The following is a 17,412-nucleotide window of genomic DNA, read 5'->3' as shown; positions in this document are numbered from 1 at the left end:
TTTCACCAGTCAGTACAGGGCGGCGGGGCCCCCTGGAAAGGAGACTAACCGCCGGCGCCAGCCCCCTCGACCGCGGTCCGCTCGACGTCGGCCGCTTCGAGGGTCCCCTTGGCCCGCGCCCGGCGGCGCCGGTCGGGCAGCAGGGTGCGCAGCTCTGACGGCGTGTCGCGCTCCTCGGGCGTGATGAGCAGGCCGAGCGACTGCTCGCGCAGGCCGCTGCGGCGCGAGCTCGACAGCACGGTGAGCGGCGCGGCCAGCACCAGGCCGGCGATGACCGGCGTCAGCCAGGGCAGGTAGCCGGGCGCCAGCACGGCGAGGGTCGCCGCGGCGACCCACCCGATCGCCATGTGGCCGGCATGGCGGGCGATGGCGGTGCTCCAGGGAACGCCGCGGTCGTCGCGCGGCTGGCTCGCCCAGCCGACCGCCCGACCGGCCAGGATGCCGGCGATGAACTGGCTGTGGATCAGCATCATCACCGGCGCCATCAGCATCGAGAGCGCGCTCTCCAGCACGGCGCTGGCCAGCATGTGGCCGCGGCCGCCGAACCCCGTAGCGCGGCGCGGCGAGGCCAGCGCCGCGCCGAGGGCCAGCAGTTTCGGCCCGAACAGGAGCAGCGCCGTCAGGCCGAGCAGCGACCGCACCTCCAGCGTGCGGTCGGCCGGCCAGAGCGGAAACAGGGTGCGCTCGGCGCTGAAATAGAGATGGCCGTGGACGCCCGCGTCGATCATGACGGCGGCGCTCACGACCAGGAAGGCCAGCCACAGCGGTGAGGCGGCGTAGCCCAGGATGCCCATGGCGAGGTGCAGGCGGCTCACCGGGTGCAGGCCCGGCGCGCGGAGCAGCCTTGCATGCTGCAGGTTGCCCTGCACCCAGCGGCGGTCGCGCGCGGCATAGTCGAGCAGGTTGGCAGGAAGTTGCTCGTAGCTGCCGCCGAGCTCCGGCAGCGACCAGCAGTACCAGCCGCCGCGCCGGATGAAGGCGGCCTCGACGAAATCGTGGCTCAGGATCTCGCCGCCGAGCGGCGCGCGGCCGGGCAGGGTCGGCAGCGTGCCATGGGCCGCGAAGGCCGCCGTGCGCAGGATTGCATTGTGTCCGTAGTAGTTGGCTTCCGAGAGCTGCCAGAAGCTGTGGCCGGCGGCAGCCAACGGGCCGTAGAGGCGGCTGGCGAACTGCAGCGTGCGGGCGAACGAGGTCTCGCGGCCGACCGACTGGCTCAGCGTCTGGATGATGCCGGTGCGCGGATTGTCTTCCATCAGCGCGGCGAGGCGCACGATCGTGTCGCCCGACATCACGCTGTCGGCGTCGAGCACGATCATGTGGTCGTAGCGGGCCCCGTACATCGCCACCCAGTCGGCGATGTTGCCGGCCTTGCGGCCGACGTTCTGCGGCCGGCGGCGGTAGAACAGCCGACGGCCGGAGGCCAGGCTGTCGCGCAACGACATCCAGGCCACCAGTTCCTGGCGGGCCACGGCGTCGTCGGTCGAATCGCTCAGGATGAAGAAGTCGAAAGCGTCGAGCTGGCCGGTGGCGGCGACCGAGCGGAAGGTCGAGACGACGCGCCCGAAGGCCTGTTGGGGATCCTCGTTGTAGACCGGCATCAGGATGGCGGTGCGCGAGGCGAGCGGCGGCACAGGCCCTGAACTCGGCGCGTGCCGCTTCAGGGTCACCGGATGGCGGCCCAGCACGTGCAGGGCGAAGCCGATGGTGGACGCCCAGAACGACAATGCGATCCAGGCGAAGCCGGGAGCGAACAGGGCGAGCAGCGCGAGGTCGAGCGGCCGGCCCTTCTCCAGGCCCAGCACGTGCGCCATCAGGATGCTGCCGACTGCGGTGGTCAACACGACGAGAAGGGCGAGGAGAAGCCGGCGCCAGGCGCTGCTGCCGGCGTGCCGGTCGAGGCTGCCGGCGCTCATGGTCTGAGCAGGTAGGTCCAGGTCTCGGTCAGCGCCTGGCCGTCCAGGCGCAGGAAGCCGCGCAGGTCCATCGGACGGCTCCCGTCGGGCTCGAGTTCGATGAACATGCGCCAGTCCCCCGCCGCGGGCTTCTCGACGCGAGTCGCGCCGACCTTGCCGCTGCTCGTCGAAACGACGGCCTCAACCTGCAGTTCCGGCCCCATCGTATCGAGCTCGCCGCCGGCGAAGGAGACCACCAGCAGCCGATGCCTGGGCCGGTCCGTGAGCGCCGAGGTTCGCGTCGCGACGACGCGCGCGACCGTGTCCGTCAGCGGTTCGCCGGCGACGGCCGAGAGACGATAGCGGAGGTCGAGCCGCTCGCCCTTGCGCGGCGGCGTGCGCGGCACCCAGAAGGCCGAGACGTTGTCGTGCACCTCCGAATCGGTCGGCAGCTCGAGCAGTCGGACCTCGCCCTCGCCCCAGCCTCCGATCGGCTCCACCCACAGGCTGGGCCGCGCATGATAGGCGGCCTGCGTATCGAGGTACTGCCCGAAGCCGCGCTCGCGCTGCAGCAGGCCGAATCCCCGGGGGTCGCGGTCGACGAAGCTCGACACCGAGAGGGCGCCGGGATTGGCGAGCGGCCGCCACAGGCGCTCGCCGCTGCCCGTCAGCAGCAACAGCCCGTCGGAATCGTGGACCTCGGGCCGGTAATCGTCACGTCTCGGCCCGTTCTTGCCGGCGAGATACATGCTGGTGAGCGGTGCGAGGGCCAGCAGCGACACGTCGTGGCGCATGAACAGGCTGGCCGCGACCTCCGTGACCGTGGGGCTGCCCGGCCGGATCGTGAACGAGAAGGCACCGGCTGCGGCCGGCGTGTCGAGCAGCGCCCAGATCGTCGCTTCGCGGGCGCCGTCGGCCGGCTTCACGAGCCAGAAGGTGCGGAAACGTGGAAATTCCTCCGGGCGCGCCAGGCCGGTGTCGATGGCAAGTCCGCGCGCCGACGCGCCATACACCTGACCGCGGCCGAGCGGACGAAAGTAGCTCGCCCCCAGGAAACTGATGACTTCGTCGCGCTTGGCGCCATGCAGCGGATAGGTGAGCCGCACCCCGGCGAGCGGCACCGGCCCTGCGGGCGTCACGCCGGCGGCCGAGAAGTCGAACAGGTCGCCGCCGCCGACGGGCGTGGCCTGTCCGTCGGCGACGGCGAAGACCGTCACGGGATCGGTGTAGAGGAAGCCTGCCGGAAACAGCTCGGCCCGGAACAGCGCACCGCTGTCGCGCCACAGTCGCGCCTCCGGACGGAACTGGACCCGCAGGTAGGTGTCGTAGGTCAGCGTGCGCAGCGTCTTGTCGGTGATCGGCTCGGGCTTGCCATAGGGTTGAGCGGCGAGCTGGCGCGCTTGCTCGACGACGGAGTCGAACGAAAAGCTCTGCGCCCGGGCAAGAGTGGCTGCACTGGCAATGAGCAGACCGGCCGACAGGCCGGGAAGCATACGCAGGAAGGACCGACGAACCCAACGCCCCATGTCACGCCGCCAACGGCCATGCTGTCGTCGGGTTGCCGACGTCGATGCGATTCGACAACGCGGCCTGCGACTTGCTCACTCAGGGAGACGATTCTCGGTGGCAGATTTTTTTCAGAACAGGGAGTCATCCGGAGCTCATTGAGGTATCGTGACCAAAGCGAGAAGTGGTGGACCCGTCACTGGCTGGACGCATCCCACGGGATGATGACGCGGCGCAGCGGGCGGACTCGACGCAATCCGCGCCTGCTGCCCTTGTCTGCAGATCAACGAACGGAGGCTGATCCTGTCACCCGAGGTCGTTCTGGTCATGATGCCCTTCGGTCCGACGAAGATGCCGTCGCTCGGCCTGTCGTCGCTCGCCCAGGCTCTCCGGGACCAGGATATTTCCGTCCGGGTCGAATATCCCATCGTCGACTTCCTGAGGATGCTCGGCGAGAAGGATTTCGATCAGATCAGCATCACCCACGGCAGGATCCTGCTGCCGGAATGGATCTTTTCGCGGTTCGTCGATCCGGTGGGCACGGTCGACGATCTCATTGCGATGGACGGCGCGGCCGGATCGAAACGTGCCGAGGAACTGCGCCGCCTTGTGGACAAGGCTGTCCCGCGCGCCGCCGAACTGATCGAGACCTATGCCCAGCGAATCGCCGCGATGCGGCCCCGCGTCGTGGGCTTCAACTCGTCCTTCCAGCAGCAGATGGCCGGCATCGCCCTGGCGAAGCGCCTGCGCGAGCTCGCGCCCGACATCAAGATCGTCATCGGCGGTGCCAATTGCAGCTCGCCGATGGGCGAGCAGACCTTCCTGTCCTATCCCGTGATCGACGCCGTCGTGGTCGGGCCGGGTGAGGTCTCGTTCCCCAGGCTGGTGCGCGCGGTCATCGACGGCGCGACCGACATCCGGCTTCCCGGCGTCTACTGGCGCGCCTCCGCGGACGAGTCCGGGCCGGTGAAGGACCCCGGCATGGCGCCGGAGCCGCCGATGGACGAGCTTCCCTATCCCTACTACGACGACTTCTTCGCCATCTGGTCGCCGGAGAGCGCGGTGCCGCCCCTCGTGCCGCTCGAAGGATCGCGCGGCTGCTGGTGGGGACAGAAGCAGCACTGCGTCTTCTGCTCGCTCAACCATTCCATCAACTACCGCGCCAAGAGTCCGGAACGGCTGTACGAGGAAATCCTGCACCTGAACGACCGCTATCCCGGTCTTCAGCTTTTTGCCATGGACGACATCCTGGACTTGCGGGTGATCGGCACGATCACCGACAAGCTGGCGGCGTTGCCGGTTCGGCCGAGGCTCTACTATTCGCTCAAGTCCAACATGCGGAAGGACCAGCTGCTGGCGCTGGCGCGCGCCGGCGTGAACGCCATCCAGCCTGGCGTCGAAAGCCTCGCCGACGAGGTGCTGCTGCAGATGCGCAAGGGCGTGACCGGCCTGCGCAACATCCAGCTCCTGAAGTGGGCAAAGGAGCTGGGGATGCGGGTGAGCTGGTCGATCCTCTACGGCTTCCCCTTCGACCGGGCGGAATACTACGAGCGGCAGATGCGCTGGGTGCCGAGCCTGGCGCATCTGCCGCCGCCGCGCGGCCTCACCGACGTGCGCATCCAGCGCTACAGCCCGCTCTACGCCCAGGCCGAGCAGTTCGGCGTCGCCAACCTGCGGCCACGCAAGTTCTATTCCCTGATCTACAAGCTCAGCCAGCCGGAAATCGATCAGCTCGCCTACAGCTTCGACTGGGATCCTCCCGAGGACCAGTCTTCCTACATCGACCCGCTGAAGAGGGAGGTGTTCCGATGGGTGACTGCTGGGCGATCCGGTTCGGCGGTCCTCGCCTACACCGATCACGGCGACGGGCTGGTCGTCGAGGACACGCGCCCCGATGCCGTACGGCCGGTCCACGAGCTGGGCGCGGTGGAGCGGGCCATCTGCCTCGCCTGCGACCAGGTGATGAAGCGCCACCAGATCGTCAGCATCCTGGGCAAGGCCGGCCACGACCTCTCTCCCGACGTCGTGGATGGGATCCTGGCGCGGCTGGTCGCGGACCGCCTGCTCTTGGAGCACGACGACTTCTTCCTGTTCCTGGCGACCGCGCCGCGTGCGCCCGTGCCGGCGCCCGCCGAGGCGCGGCGCCAGCCCGCGGCCTTACCGGCCTGATCGGGAGTCAGATCAGGCCCTGCTCCTCGAAATGCGCCCGGACGCCGGGCTGCAGGACGCCGTGCTCCGGGAGAGCGGCCACGGTGTTCCTGGCCGTGCTCTGCGCGAGCTGTCGGGGAAGCAGCTGGCCCTTCTCGGCCTTGCCCAGTGCCGCGGCCAGTCTGCGGCCGACCGCATCCGGCAGGTCGGGCCGCGCCATCAGCACGCTCCACGTTCCCACGGTTTCGATCGGGTCGCGCTGCCCGCGGTAAAGCCCGGCCGGGACCGTCAGCGGCCGGAAGAAGGGATGCTTCGCCCGGATCTGTTCGATCTCTTCCGCGTTCGGCGCAATGAAGCGCGCGCCGCGTGGGCTCTCGGCGATGGTCACGAATCCCGGCCACCGCAGGCCGCCGCCCCAGATCGCGGCCGCCTGGCGCTCGATGACCAGCGGCGGGCCGTTGGCCACGGTCTCGGTGTAGACGGGCTCGAAATCGCGCTCGGTGTCCAGCCCCAGCCCGTCCATGACGTAGCGGCCCTGTGTGGCGGGACCCGAGGTCCGCGGGTTCCAGACGATCGGCCGGCCCTTGAGATCGCCGACCGTGCGATAGCGGCTCTCGGGCAGGACGGCGAACATGCCGGGCATCGGGAAGGCGGCAACGACGGCCTTGGCCTCCGTCTGCGGCCGGCCGATCCCTTCGAGCGCCTCGTGCAGCACCTCGCCCGTGACGAGGCCGAGATCGAGCTCGCCGCGCTCGAGCTGGCGGAGATTGTCCGACGGGCCCCGCGTCGACACTTCGCGGATGCTGAGCGTCGGATCGATGATCTTGACCAGGTCGACGAAGGCTGCGGCGTAGAGCGGGAAGCTGCCGCCCGGGGTGGCCGTCCCGAGCTTCAGGGCGCCGGACTGCGCGCGGCCCGGGATGCCGATGCCGAGGAGGGCCAGGGAGGAGAGGGCGAAGGTGCGGCGGTCGATCACGGCGGGCTCGGTATCTTGGCTGATCGCGTCAGGGCCTCGGTCGGAAGAATGCCGTGGGACGTCCGGCAAGCGCCAAGAAAAACGCCCGCCGTCTGTGTAAGGTTCCGTCCTGGTGCCCGCTGCTGGACTCGAACCAGCACGGCCTCGCGGCCTCGGGATTTTAAGTCCCGTATGTCTACCATTCCATCAAGCGGGCGCGGCGGGACCTTAGGGGCGGGCGGTTAGTAAGTGAACCCCGCGATCATGCCGCCCTCGACCATGGCGCGCAGGAGGCCGGCGGCGCGGGCCGGTGCCTCGTCCTCGGGCACGAAGGCGGCCACGGCCTCGCACAGGTCCGGGAAGGTCCTGCCGGCGACGAGTGCCGCGAGCATCGACGCCTCGTCGGGCTCGAGCGAGCGGAAGTTGGACAGGAGCTCGGGCCGCCAGATCGCCCAGGCGACAGGCTCTGCCGTCGCCTCGACCGCGAGCGCGCCCGCCTCGACCTCCTCGCGGCGCTGCCAGGCCGGCGGCACGTCGAAGGCGAAGACGTGCTGCTGCAGCGAGGGCAGGGGCGTGAAGCGGAGCGTTTCCCAGGCCTCGGGCGGCAGGGCCATCAGGGCCTCGGCGCCGATCGCCGCGACGTCGGCCGAATCGAAGGCCTCGCCCAGCGCCCATTCGAAGCGCGCCATCTCGGCCGCCGCCGGCGTGGCGCTATAGGGCGCCGTCGCCGCCAGGAAGTCGGCGAGGCCGGCGCCGTACCAGCGCACCGACGGATGGTGCGAGGGATGGGTGGCAATGTAGTCGCGCGCCATGCGGTCGAAGTCGGCCGGGCCCGCCATCGCCAGCACGCCGGGATAGTCGTTGGTCAGCACCTCGATCAGGCGCAGCGCATAGCCGTCGCGATAGACGTCGAGCAGGGTGCCGCGGTCGGCCTTGCTGGTGTCGCGCACCGCCGCGCGGAAGCCCTCGCCGCGGTCGAGCAGGTAGTCCTGGAAGGCGCGCTGCAGGTCGCCCAGCGAGCCCGCATTAGTGCTCACGCCGCCTTGCCCTGGCGGACGCCGGCGGCGATCCCGCGGGCGATGTCGAGCTCGGCCAGCAGCTCGGCGTAGGGCGGGATGTCGGCGTCGCGCTCGATCATGGTCGGCACGCCGGGGAACAGCCGCACCGCCTCCTCGTAGAGCGACCAGACGTCGGGCACGATCGGATGGTCGTGGGTGTCGATGATGTGGCTGCCCTTGTGAAGGTGCCCGGCGAGATGGAACTGGCGCACCCGTTCGCGCGGCATGGCGCGCAGGAAGGCCCGCGCGTCGAACTCGTGGTTGAAGGCGCTGACATAGACGTTGTTGACGTCGAGCAGGATCTCGCAGTCGGCGCGCTTCGCGAGCTCGGCGATGAAGTCCCATTCGGTCATCTCGGAGGCGGCGTAGGTGACGTAGCTCGACACGTTCTCCAGCACCAGGCGGCGGCCGAGATGGTCCTGGACCTGCAGCACACGCTCGGTGACGTGGTTCAGCGCCTCCTCGGTGTAGGGCAGCGGCAGCAGATCGTGCATGTTCTGGCCGCGCAGGCCGGTGAAGCAGAGATGGTCCGACACCCACATCGGCTCGACGCGGTTGGCCAGCGCCTTCAGCGCGTCGAGATAGCCGCGGTCGAGCGGGTCGATCGAGCCGATCGACAGCGACACGCCATGCAGCGCCATCGGATAGTCGCGGCGCATCCGGTCCAGCCAGTCGAGCGGCATCCCGCCCGGCACCATGTAGTTCTCCGACAACGCCTCGAACCAGCTCACACGGCCGGGATCGGCGGCGATCTCCTCATAGTGCTCGGGGCGGAGCCCGAGGCCGAAATCGACAGGCGTGCTCATGCGGCAATCATACCCTGCCCGAAAGGAACGGGCGCCCGCGATTTCCCGCGGGCGCCCGATTGGCGACGGACGTCGTCAGGTCGCAATCAGCGCGACTTCAGCGCGGTGCATTCCAGCGACGTCGTGGTGTTGACGAAGCCCTTGCCCTTGCAGGCGTTCTGGCCCTTGCAGGCATTCGAGGCGCCCTTGCAGGCGCTCTGGCCCTTGCAGGCGTTGGCGCCCTTGCAGACCAGGGCCGATGCCGAGGTCGAGAAGGTCGCGACGGCGAAGGCGGCGGCGGCCGTGGCGACGATGGTCTTTGTGTTCATCGATTTTTCTCCCTGTGTGACTCCGTATCCTTGCGGAACGGCACAGGAAGTATGGCCCTGTGGGCAGGGACTGCATATAGAATGCAATTGCATAATTCATGAAATAATCCACACGAACCTCGGAGCCTTCCCCGGTAGCGCCTGAAGCGGACGACGCGGGAAGGAGCCACGAAAAAAGGCGCCGCGGCCGGGCGCGACGCCTCGATCGGAAAGGGCGCGGCGGCCTTACTGGATGACCTTGCCGCCCCGGGTGGTGCAGGAGACGACATCGGTCGTCTCGGTCCAGCCTTGGCCCTTGCAGGCGTTCTGGCCCTTGCAGGCCGACGAACCCGTCTTGCAGGCGCTGGTGCCCTTGCACGAGTTCACGCCCGTGCACTTCACGCCGGCATGTGCGGCCGTCGCGAAGCTTCCGGCGGCGAACACGGCGGCGGCAGTGGCGATCAGCGTCTTCCTGGTCATGTGCAATCTCCCTTGGCTCGGTGGCAGCGCGCGACACGGCGGCGCTGCGCCGCGATCATGCCCCTCGCCGCCGATGCCGGAAAGTCAGCGCTTGGCGATGGACCGTGAACGCCCGATCACCCCTGCGTGAAGCGTGCCGGCGACAGCGCCGCTTCGCGCACGCCGAGCTCGGCGAGGTCGGCCGGCAGCCCCTTGGCCTGCGCGAGGCTGGCCGCGAGCCGTCCGGCGGCGGCGCCCGTCTGGATGCCGTAGCCGCCTTGGCCGGCCAGCCAGAAGAAGCCCTCGACCGTCGCGTCGTAGCCTGCCACGAGGTTCTTGTCGGCGACGAAGCTGCGCAGGCCGGCCCACTTGTTCTTGATGCGGCGGATCGCGAGCGTCGTCGCCGTCTCGATGCGGTCGACGGCGATGGCGATGTCCATCTCCTCGGGCTGGGCGTCGCACGGCGGCGACGGCGTCTCGTCGGCCGGCGAGGCGAGGAACTGCCCGACCTCTGGCTTCACGTACCAGCTCTCGTCGAAGTCGATCGCCATCGGCAGGCCCGCGAGATCGAGGCCGGACGGGGCGTCGAAGGTGAAGGCTGTGCGCCGCTTCGGCACCAGCCCGACCGGCCGCGCGCCGGCCAGCCCGGCCAGGACGTCGGCCCAGGCGCCGGCGGCGTTGACGAGCACGCCGGCTTCGATCGTCTCGCCGTTGCGCAGGCGGATCGTCCAGCGCCCGTCGCGCCGGTCGAGCGCCACCACCTCGGCATCGAGCCGAAGGTCGGCGCCGGCCGCGCGGGCGCCCTTCAGGAAGCCGCCATGGATCGCGGCCACGTCCATGTCGTCGGCCTCGGGCTCGAAGACCGCGCCGCCCGCCGCTGTCTCGGGCCTGAGCAGGGGCTGGCGGCGCAGCGCCTCGGCAGGTTCCAGCCAGCGCACGCTCGGCACCAGGCGCGCATACTCGTCGGCGGCCTTCCGCAGGCCGGCTTCCTGCTCGGCGCGGCCGGCGATCAGCGCGCCGCGCGGCGTCAGCAGCGCATGGTCGGCGAAGCCGGCCGGCGGCTTGCGGTAGAAGCGGCCCGACGCCACGGTGATGGCGCGGATCTCGGCGCTGCCGTAGGTCTCGGAGTGCAGCGCCGCCGACCGTCCGGTCGTGTGGTAGGCCGGCACGGTCTCGCGCTCGAGGATGACGGTGCGCGCCCGCGGCGCGAGGTGGTAGGCGGCGGAAACCCCGGCGATGCCGGCGCCGACGACGGCGAAATCATACGCTTGCATGGCCGGCACATTGCGCGGGGCTCGCGCGGGCTGCAATAGTCGACCGCCATGAACATCGCCCATCTCCTGCTGGGCTCGGCCCGCGAGTTCCGCGACCTGCCGGCGCTGGCGCGCGGCGAGGCCGTGCACCTCACCTACCGCGAGCTGTGGCGCAAGGCCTCGGTGATGAGCATGCATCTCACCGGCCGCTTCGGCCTGGCGCGCGGCGATCGCGTGGCCTTCGCCATGACCAACTGCGTCGAGGCGATCGAGGTCATGTACGCGATCTGGCACGCCGGGCTCTGCGCCGTGCCGATGAATGCCAAGCTGCACGCCCGCGAGTTCGCCTTCATCCTCGAGAATTCGGGCGCCAGGCTCTGCTTCGTGACGCCCGACCTCGCCACGACCATCGCCGAGGCGGCACGCGAGGCGCCGGCGCTGAAGGAGATCGTCGACGTCACGACCCGCTCCTACGGCTTCATGGAGGTGGGCGATCCCGTGGATCTCGCCGAGGCCGAGCCGACCGATCCGGCCTGGCTGTTCTACACGTCGGGCACAACCGGGCGGCCCAAGGGCGCCACCCTGACGCATCGCAACCTGCTCGCCATGACGCTGAACTATTTCGCCGACGTGGACCGGCCGCCACCCGGCGGCTCGATCCTCCACGCCGCACCGATCAGCCACGGCTCGGGACTGTGGAGCTTCCCGCTGCTGACGCGCGGCGCCGTACAGGTCTTCCCCGAGAGCGGCAAGTACGAGGTGCCCGAGACCGTCGCGCTGATGAATCGCTGGCCGCCGTGCAGCCTCTTCCTCGCGCCCACCATGGTGAAGCGCCTGATCGAGCACGGCAGCGTGTCGGATCTCCGGCCCGACTCGCTCCGGCTGGTGAGCTACGGCGGCGCGCCGATGTACGTCGCCGACCTCAAGCGCGCCCTCGACCTCCTGGGCGACAAGCTCGCCCAGCTCTACGGCCAGGGCGAGAGCCCGATGACCATCACCCATCTCAGCCGCGAGATGCACGCCGATCGCGCCCATCCGCGCTGGGAGCAGCGGCTGGCCTCGGCCGGTCGGGCGGATTCCTGCGTGTCGGTGAAGGTGGTCGACGGGGAGGGCCGGTCGCTGCCCGCGGGCGAGGTCGGCGAGATCATCGTCAAGGGCGACACGGTGATGGCCGGCTACTGGAACGATCCCGAGGCGACCGCCCGCTCGCTGCGCCGGGGGTGGCTGTGGACCGGCGACGTCGGCGCCTTCGACGAGGAGGGGCTGCTGACGCTGAAGGACCGCTCGAAGGACATGATCATCTCCGGCGGCTCCAACATCTACCCGCGCGAGATCGAAGACGTTCTGAACCTTCATCCCGCCGTCGCCGAATGCTCGGTGGTCGGCCGGCCGCATCCCGAATGGGGCGAGGAGGTCGTGGCCTTCGTCGTGGCGCGCGACGGCCAGGCGCTCGGGCCGGCCGAGCTCGACCGCCTCTGCCTCGACAACGTCGCCCGCTTCAAGCGGCCGAAGGACTACAGGTTCGTCGAGGCCCTGCCCAAGAACAACTACGGCAAGATTCTCAAGACGGAGCTCAGGAAGCTGCTCTAGGCTGGGGCGCGCGACTCCGGTCGCGCGTCTTCGTCGAAGCAGCAAGATCGCGCCACGGAGTGGCGCGCCCCCAGCAGGAAGAAGGAAACGCCATGGCCGGCATGATCGACTTCAAGCGTCCCGACGGGTCCACCTGCAAAGGCTACCTGGCCGAGGCCGGCAGCGGGAAGCCCGGCATCGTGGTCCTGCAGGAATGGTGGGGCCTGAACGACCAGATCAAGGGCGTGGCCGACCGCTTCGCCGCGGCGGGCTACAACGCATTGGCGCCCGACCTCTACAAGGGCCGCGTCACGCAGAAGCCGGACGAGGCCAATCACATGATGAGCGGCCTCGACTTCGTCGGCGCGGCGGACCAGGACATCGCCGGGGCGGTGAAGCACCTGGCCGGCATGAGCCGCAAGGTCGGCGTCATGGGCTTCTGCATGGGCGGCGCCCTCACCATCGCGGCGGCCGCCCGCGTGTCCGGCATCGCCTGCGGCGTGCCGTTTTACGGCGTGCCCCCGGAGCAACTCGCCGATCCTGCGAAGATCGCGATCCCGCTGCAGGGCCATTTCGCCAACACGGACGACTGGTGCACGCCCGAGTTGGTAAACGACTTCGAGAAGAAGATGACGGCGGGTGGCAACAAGCCCGAGATCTTCCGCTACGACGCCCAGCACGCCTTCGCCAACGAGAAGAGCCCGGCCTACGATCCGGCCGCGGCCAAGGCGGCGTGGGACCGCACGATGGCGTTTCTGGGTAAGCATCTTTGATCAGGGTCTTCCGGACCGCGAGCCTCCAGGCTCGCTCAGGCTCATGAGCGAGCCGGAGGCTCGCGGTCCAGGAGAGCATGACATCCGCGTGAGGCCGGCTTTCGGCCTCGTCATCGTGGGCCTCGGCGCGTCGCTGGCGCCGCTCGACATCGCGGTGAACGTCGCGCTGCCGGCGATCAGCGCCCACTTCCGGCTGGCGCTCGGCGACGTGCAGTGGCTCGTCGTCTGCTACGTCCTGGTCTACGGCTCCCTGATGCTGGTGTGCGGCAAGCTGGGCGACCTGTTCGGCCATCGCCTGATCTTCCGCATCGGCCTCGTGATCTCCGCCCTCGGCTGCGCGGCCTGCGCCGCCGCGCCGGACTGGCCGCTGTTCCTGTGGGCGCGCGCCGGGCAGGGGATCGGCACGGCGCTGGCGCTGTCCTGCACGCCCGCCCTCGCGACCTCGCTCTTTCCCGAGAGCCGCCGGACGCGGGCGCTGGCGGGCTTCGGCATGGCGATGTCGCTCGCCTCGGCCGTCGGCCCGCTGCTCGGCGGCGTCCTGGTCGCGCTGTGGGGCTGGCCCGCCGTCTACTGGGTGCGCGTGCCGATCGCGCTCGCGACGCTCGCGCTGTCCGGCCTGCTGCCCTCGCCGAAGCCCGATCCGCGGCCGTTCGATGCGCTGGGCGGCGTCCTGGTCGCCGCCTGCATGAGCACGCTGCTGCTGTCGCTCGTCTTCTCGCAGCGGCGCGAGGTGCCCGGCGCCTGGACGCTGGCGCTGTTCGCCGTCGCGATGGTCCTGCTGGCCGCCTACGTCCTGCGCGCCCGCAGCGTCGCCGACCCGATCATCCGGCCCGGCCTGTTCGCCGACCTGTCCTTCGCCGTCCCCAACGTGATGAACGTGGCGGCGAACCTGGCGGGGTTCGCGATCCTGCTGCTGACGCCCTACTACCTGGTGAACGTGCTCGGCCTGTCCGCCGTCGTGGCCGGGCTGGTGCTGGCGCTGGCCTTCGCCGGCAGCCTGGCGGGCGCGCCCCTGTCGGCCTGGATGGTGGCGCGGATTGGCCAGCGGCCGACGGCCTTCTGCGGCGTCGCGCTGGTCGGGCTCGGCCTGCTGCCGCTCGCCGTCACCGGGCCCGGCACGCCGCTGGCCGTGGTCGCCGGGCTGCTCGTTCTCGAAGGGCTGGGGCAGGGGCTACTGACCGTGGCCTACACAGACATCGTGACGGCAACCCTGTCGGCGCGCGACCGTGGCGTCGCCGGCAGCCTCGCCCTGCTGACGCGCACGCTCGGCATCGTGAGCGGCGCCTCGGTGCTGACCGCCCTTCAGGCCGCCGGCGCGGCCGGCCTCACCGGACTGGAAGGCTTCCTCGCCGGCTATCGCTACGCCTTCCTGGTGGCCGGCGGCGGCCTGCTGGCGGCCCTCGTCCTGTCGCTCGCGGTTCCGCGCGCCTGGGCACGGCGATAAGGTCGGCCATGCTTGCGGTCCGCCTCATGAAGACGGCGATGGTGGCGTCGGTCGCCCTGTTCGCCCTGATCGTCGCCTACGACAACATTGCCGACTACGGTTCGAACTACGCGTTCGTGCAGCACACGCTCAGCATGGACACGACCTTCCCCGACAATGTCCTGCGGGACCGCGCCATCCGGTCGCCGACGCTCTGGACGGCGGCCTATGCCGCCATCATCGCGACCGAAGCCGCGGTCGGGATCGTTCTCGCTTATGCAGCGCTCGTCCTGCTGCGGGCACGGCGGTCGCCCGCGGCGCTGTTCCAGGCGGCCAAGCGGCCCGTCGCCATCGGCGTCGGGCTGGGCTTCCTGCTGTGGTTCACCGGCTTCATGGTGGTGGGCGGCGAGTGGTTCCTGATGTGGCAGTCGAAGACCTGGAACGGCCAGGAGGCCGCCTTCCGTTTCTACATGACCCTGCTCGCGGTCGGCATCTTCGTCGGGCAGCCGGACGCCGAGCTCGATTCCTGACAGCCGGCGCCGGCGGCCGGTCCGCTACTGCACCTTGATGTCGCCCGCCTTGATGATCTTGCCGAACATCGCCGTCTCGGTGTCGATGCGGCTGCGGAAGGCGGCCGGGTCGAGATAGGTGACGCGGCAGCCGCCCTTGTGCAGCTTCTCGATCGTCTCCGGCGAGCCCACCGCCTCGGAGATCGCCTTGTCGAGCCGCGCCACGACGTCGGGCGAGGTGCCGGTCGGCGCCAGGATGCCGAACCAGGACTCGCCGTCCTCCTTGCCGTAGCCTTGCTCGCGCAGGGTCGGGATGTCGGGGAAGTCCGGGTGGCGGACCTCGCCCAGCATGGCGAGCCCGACCAGCTTGCCCGCCTTGATGTGGGGCAGGCAGGTCTGGTCGAACTGGGCCTGGATCTCGCCCGCGAGCAGGGCATTGGTCGCCGGCGCGCTGCCGCGATAGGGCACGTGGGTCATCCTGATCCCGGCCTCGAGCTGCAGCATCTCGCCGAACAGGTGGGTGATGGTGGCGAGCCCGGCCGAGCCGAAATTGACCTTGCCCGGGTTGGCCTTGGCGTAGGCCACGAACTCCGCGACCGAGCGCGCCGGCACAGAGGGATGGATGGCGAACACGCCCCACGAGGTGCACATACGCGACACCGGGACGAAGTCCTTGTCGGGATCGAAGGGGATCGCCTGCAGGTGCCGGGTGATGCACACCATCGCGGTCGTCGTCGTCAGGAAGGTGTGGTTGTCGACCGGCTGGTTCTTGACGAACTCCGCGCCGATCATACCCGAGGCGCCGCCCTTGTTGTCGAACACGACCGGCTGGCCGAGGCTCTGGGCAGCGCGGTCCATGACGATGCGGGTCGACACGTCGGACGGGCCGCCGGGCGGATAGGGGATGACCATGCGGAGCGGCTTGCTCGGCCAGGCCTGGGCGACGGCCGGCGCCGCAAGCGTTGGCCCGGCAAGGGCGGCCAGGCCCCCCGCGGTGAAAGCACGGCGACGCATTGTTCGTTTCCTCCGATTGTTGCCGCGAGCATTTCACGGCGCCCGGCAACCCGCCAGCCTTGTGTTAAGGTGGCGGCCTGCATGCACCCCCTGTGAAAGAGCGTCGATCCGTGACCACCGTCGTCTATTCCGCCCGCCGCATCCTCACCATGAACCCCAACCGGCCCTCGGTGACCCACGTCGCGGTGCGCGACGGCCGCATCCTGGGGGCGGGCTCGCTGGACGAGCTCCGGGGCTGGGGCAAGCTCGAGGTCGACGACCGCTTCGCCGACAAGGTGATCCTGCCGGGCTTCGTCGAGGGCCACAGCCACGCCTATGAAGGCGGCGTCTGGAAGTTCCCCTATGTCGGCTACTTCGACCGCATCGCGCCCGACGGCACGCGTTTCAAGGGGCTGAAGAACATCGACGAGGTGGTGGCCGCGCTGCAGGCGCACGAGAAGACCCTGGCGCCGGGCGCCTCGATGATGGCCTGGGGCTTCGACCCGATCTACTTCGGCGGCCGGCGCATGGATCGCGGCGACCTCGACAAGGTGTCGACCGACCGGCCGGTGCTGGTCGTCCATTCGAACTTCCATGTGCTGAACGCCAACACGCCGGTGCTGGCCAAGGCCGGCATCACCCGCAGCACCAACGTCCACGGCATCGTCAAGGACGCGAGCGGCGAGCCCAACGGCGAGCTGCAGGAGATCGCCGCCAAGTACATGGCCTACCGCGCTGCCGGCGTGGAGATCGCCGCCGTCCTGTCCGACGAGCAGGCGGTGTGGCGCTTCGCCAGGGTGGCCCAGCTCGCCGGCGTCACGACGGCGACCGACCTGCACAACGAGCTGCCCGAGAGCACGGTCGAGGGCTACCTGCGCGCCAGCGCCTCCGACGACTTCCCGATCCGGCTGCTGCCGGCCTTTGCCGCCGCCTCGGTGCCGCCCGACCAGGGCATCCCGCGCCTGCAGGGGCTGATGAAGAAGAACAACGACAAGCTGCGCTTCCAGCTCGTGAAGATCGTGACCGACGGTTCGATCCAGGGCCTGTCGGCGCGCATGCGCTGGCCGGGCTACTACGACGGCACGCCCAACGGCGTGTGGAACGTCGGCCCCGACGATATCGACCGGATCCTCTCGGCCTGGCACCGCGCCGGCTTCCAGGTCCACATCCACACCAACGGCGACGAATCCTCCGAGGTCGCGATCGAGGCGGTCGAGCGGGCGCTGATGGCGACGCCGCGCTGGGACCATCGCCACACGCTGCAGCATGCGCAGATGGCCGATGCCAGCCAGTTCCGCCGCATGAAGGCGCTGGGCATGTGCGCCAACCTGTTCGCCAACCACCTCTACTACTGGGGCGACATCCACTACGCGAAGACGCTGGGCCCCGAGCGCGCCGAGCGCATGGATGCCTGCGGCACGGCGCTCGCCACCGGCGTGCCCTTCGCCATCCACTGCGACGCGCCGGTGACGCCGATCGGGCCGCTGTTCACCGCCTGGTGTGCCGTCAACCGCCTGACCGCCTCGGGCCGCACCCTGGGCGAGGCCGAGAAGATCTCCGTCGCCGACGCGCTGCGCGCCGTCACGCTGGGCGCTGCCTACACGCTCAAGCTCGACGAGGAACTGGGCAGCATCGACGTCGGCAAGCGCGCCGACTTCGCCATCCTCGATGACGATCCGCTGTCGGCCGCGCCGGAGAAGCTGAAGGACGTCGCCGTGTGGGGCACGGTGCTGGGCGGCAAGGTCTTCGAGGCGCCGCGGTGACCTCTGCGGAGCGCGGAC

15 protein-coding genes and 1 tRNA gene are annotated in these 17,412 nt (G+C 69.9%); 6 read left to right on the top strand and 10 right to left on the bottom strand.

Annotation, left to right across the window (positions count from 1 at the left end; translation table 11 throughout):
• Positions 1-44: 44 nt before the first annotated feature.
• Positions 45-1,913 (bottom strand): glucans biosynthesis glucosyltransferase MdoH, encoded by a 1,869-nt coding sequence (mdoH, locus tag ACO073_RS23530; RefSeq protein ID WP_422000791.1) that lies wholly within the window; start codon positions 1,911-1,913, stop codon positions 45-47.
• On the bottom strand, positions 1,910-3,385 hold the full coding sequence (locus ACO073_RS23525; RefSeq protein ID WP_422000789.1) for a glucan biosynthesis protein: 1,476 nt from the start codon (positions 3,383-3,385) through the stop codon (positions 1,910-1,912). Before ACO073_RS23525 ends, mdoH begins: the two co-directional genes overlap by 4 nt.
• A gap of 340 nt (positions 3,386-3,725) precedes the next feature.
• Between ACO073_RS23525 and ACO073_RS23520 the strand changes: the two genes are divergently transcribed.
• Positions 3,726-5,567 carry a RiPP maturation radical SAM C-methyltransferase gene (locus tag ACO073_RS23520; protein WP_422000787.1) on the top strand — a complete coding sequence of 614 codons (1,842 nt, stop codon included), beginning with the start codon at positions 3,726-3,728 and terminating at the stop codon, positions 5,565-5,567.
• Between the two features lie 7 nt (positions 5,568-5,574).
• Here ACO073_RS23520 and ACO073_RS23515 read toward each other — a convergent pair whose 3' ends face one another.
• The 7 genes from ACO073_RS23515 to ACO073_RS23485 form a co-directional block, all read right to left on the bottom strand.
• Positions 5,575-6,522, bottom strand: coding sequence for a TAXI family TRAP transporter solute-binding subunit (locus ACO073_RS23515; RefSeq protein ID WP_422000786.1), 948 nt, complete (start codon positions 6,520-6,522; stop codon positions 5,575-5,577).
• A gap of 110 nt (positions 6,523-6,632) precedes the next feature.
• Positions 6,633-6,718, bottom strand: a tRNA-Leu gene (locus ACO073_RS23510).
• A gap of 25 nt (positions 6,719-6,743) precedes the next feature.
• Complete coding sequence (locus ACO073_RS23505; RefSeq protein WP_422000784.1) at positions 6,744-7,538, bottom strand: DNA-binding domain-containing protein; 795 nt, start codon at positions 7,536-7,538, stop codon at positions 6,744-6,746.
• Complete coding sequence (locus tag ACO073_RS23500; RefSeq protein WP_422000782.1) at positions 7,535-8,365, bottom strand: DUF692 domain-containing protein; 831 nt, start codon at positions 8,363-8,365, stop codon at positions 7,535-7,537. The genes ACO073_RS23505 and ACO073_RS23500 overlap by 4 nt, the downstream gene beginning before the upstream one ends.
• 86 nt (positions 8,366-8,451) lie before the next feature.
• Positions 8,452-8,673, bottom strand: a complete 222-nt coding sequence (locus ACO073_RS23495; protein ID WP_422000780.1) for a hypothetical protein — start codon at positions 8,671-8,673, stop codon at positions 8,452-8,454.
• Between the two features lie 225 nt (positions 8,674-8,898).
• The gene (locus ACO073_RS23490; protein ID WP_422000778.1) at positions 8,899-9,132 is read right to left on the bottom strand and encodes a hypothetical protein; all 234 of its coding nucleotides are present in this window, start codon (positions 9,130-9,132) and stop codon (positions 8,899-8,901) included.
• Positions 9,133-9,248: 116 nt separating this feature from the next.
• Complete coding sequence (locus ACO073_RS23485) at positions 9,249-10,385, bottom strand: NAD(P)/FAD-dependent oxidoreductase (protein WP_422000777.1); 1,137 nt, start codon at positions 10,383-10,385, stop codon at positions 9,249-9,251.
• A gap of 48 nt (positions 10,386-10,433) precedes the next feature.
• Here ACO073_RS23485 and ACO073_RS23480 point away from each other — a divergent pair, with 48 nt between their 5' ends.
• The 4 genes from ACO073_RS23480 to ACO073_RS23465 all read left to right on the top strand — a co-directional run bounded on the left by ACO073_RS23480 (position 10,434) and on the right by ACO073_RS23465 (position 14,659).
• Positions 10,434-11,954, top strand: coding sequence for an AMP-binding protein (locus tag ACO073_RS23480; protein ID WP_422000775.1), 1,521 nt, complete (start codon positions 10,434-10,436; stop codon positions 11,952-11,954).
• Between the two features lie 92 nt (positions 11,955-12,046).
• On the top strand, positions 12,047-12,706 hold the full coding sequence (locus ACO073_RS23475; protein WP_422000773.1) for a dienelactone hydrolase family protein: 660 nt from the start codon (positions 12,047-12,049) through the stop codon (positions 12,704-12,706).
• Between the two features lie 88 nt (positions 12,707-12,794).
• Positions 12,795-14,150, top strand: coding sequence for an MFS transporter (locus ACO073_RS23470; protein WP_422000771.1), 1,356 nt, complete (start codon positions 12,795-12,797; stop codon positions 14,148-14,150).
• A gap of 8 nt (positions 14,151-14,158) precedes the next feature.
• Positions 14,159-14,659 (top strand): DUF2165 family protein, encoded by a 501-nt coding sequence (locus tag ACO073_RS23465; RefSeq protein WP_422000770.1) that lies wholly within the window; start codon positions 14,159-14,161, stop codon positions 14,657-14,659.
• 24 nt (positions 14,660-14,683) lie between these two features.
• Here the strand turns inward: ACO073_RS23465 and ACO073_RS23460 are convergent, their stop codons facing one another.
• Positions 14,684-15,652, bottom strand: a complete 969-nt coding sequence (locus ACO073_RS23460; protein WP_422000768.1) for a Bug family tripartite tricarboxylate transporter substrate binding protein — start codon at positions 15,650-15,652, stop codon at positions 14,684-14,686.
• Between the two features lie 110 nt (positions 15,653-15,762).
• Here ACO073_RS23460 and ACO073_RS23455 point away from each other — a divergent pair, with 110 nt between their 5' ends.
• Positions 15,763-17,394 (top strand): amidohydrolase, encoded by a 1,632-nt coding sequence (locus tag ACO073_RS23455; protein ID WP_422000766.1) that lies wholly within the window; start codon positions 15,763-15,765, stop codon positions 17,392-17,394.
• The last annotated feature ends 18 nt before the right edge of the window (positions 17,395-17,412 follow it).

Source organism: Reyranella sp., assembly GCF_965229815.1.
In the GTDB taxonomy this organism is placed as follows: domain Bacteria; phylum Pseudomonadota; class Alphaproteobacteria; order Reyranellales; family Reyranellaceae; genus Reyranella.
Note: the sequence above shows the minus strand (reverse complement) of the source record. Positions and strands in the feature narration are given on the sequence as shown.

Bases quoted from the DNA above. Each gene is read 5' to 3' on its own strand.
- ACO073_RS23465 (WP_422000770.1), top strand. From the start codon at position 14,159: ATGCTTGCGGTCCGCCTCATGAAGACGGCGATGGTGGCGTCGGTCGCC.
- ACO073_RS23475 (WP_422000773.1), top strand. From the start codon at position 12,047: ATGGCCGGCATGATCGACTTCAAGCGTCCCGACGGGTCCACCTGCAAA.
- ACO073_RS23520 (WP_422000787.1), top strand. From the start codon at position 3,726: ATGATGCCCTTCGGTCCGACGAAGATGCCGTCGCTCGGCCTGTCGTCG.
- ACO073_RS23495 (WP_422000780.1), bottom strand. From the start codon at position 8,673: ATGAACACAAAGACCATCGTCGCCACGGCCGCCGCCGCCTTCGCCGTC.
- ACO073_RS23460 (WP_422000768.1), bottom strand. From the start codon at position 15,652: ATGCGTCGCCGTGCTTTCACCGCGGGGGGCCTGGCCGCCCTTGCCGGG.
- mdoH (WP_422000791.1), bottom strand. From the start codon at position 1,913: ATGAGCGCCGGCAGCCTCGACCGGCACGCCGGCAGCAGCGCCTGGCGC.
- ACO073_RS23485 (WP_422000777.1), bottom strand. From the start codon at position 10,385: ATGCAAGCGTATGATTTCGCCGTCGTCGGCGCCGGCATCGCCGGGGTT.
- ACO073_RS23490 (WP_422000778.1), bottom strand. From the start codon at position 9,132: ATGACCAGGAAGACGCTGATCGCCACTGCCGCCGCCGTGTTCGCCGCC.
- ACO073_RS23480 (WP_422000775.1), top strand. From the start codon at position 10,434: ATGAACATCGCCCATCTCCTGCTGGGCTCGGCCCGCGAGTTCCGCGAC.
- ACO073_RS23525 (WP_422000789.1), bottom strand. From the start codon at position 3,385: ATGCTTCCCGGCCTGTCGGCCGGTCTGCTCATTGCCAGTGCAGCCACT.
- ACO073_RS23500 (WP_422000782.1), bottom strand. From the start codon at position 8,365: ATGAGCACGCCTGTCGATTTCGGCCTCGGGCTCCGCCCCGAGCACTAT.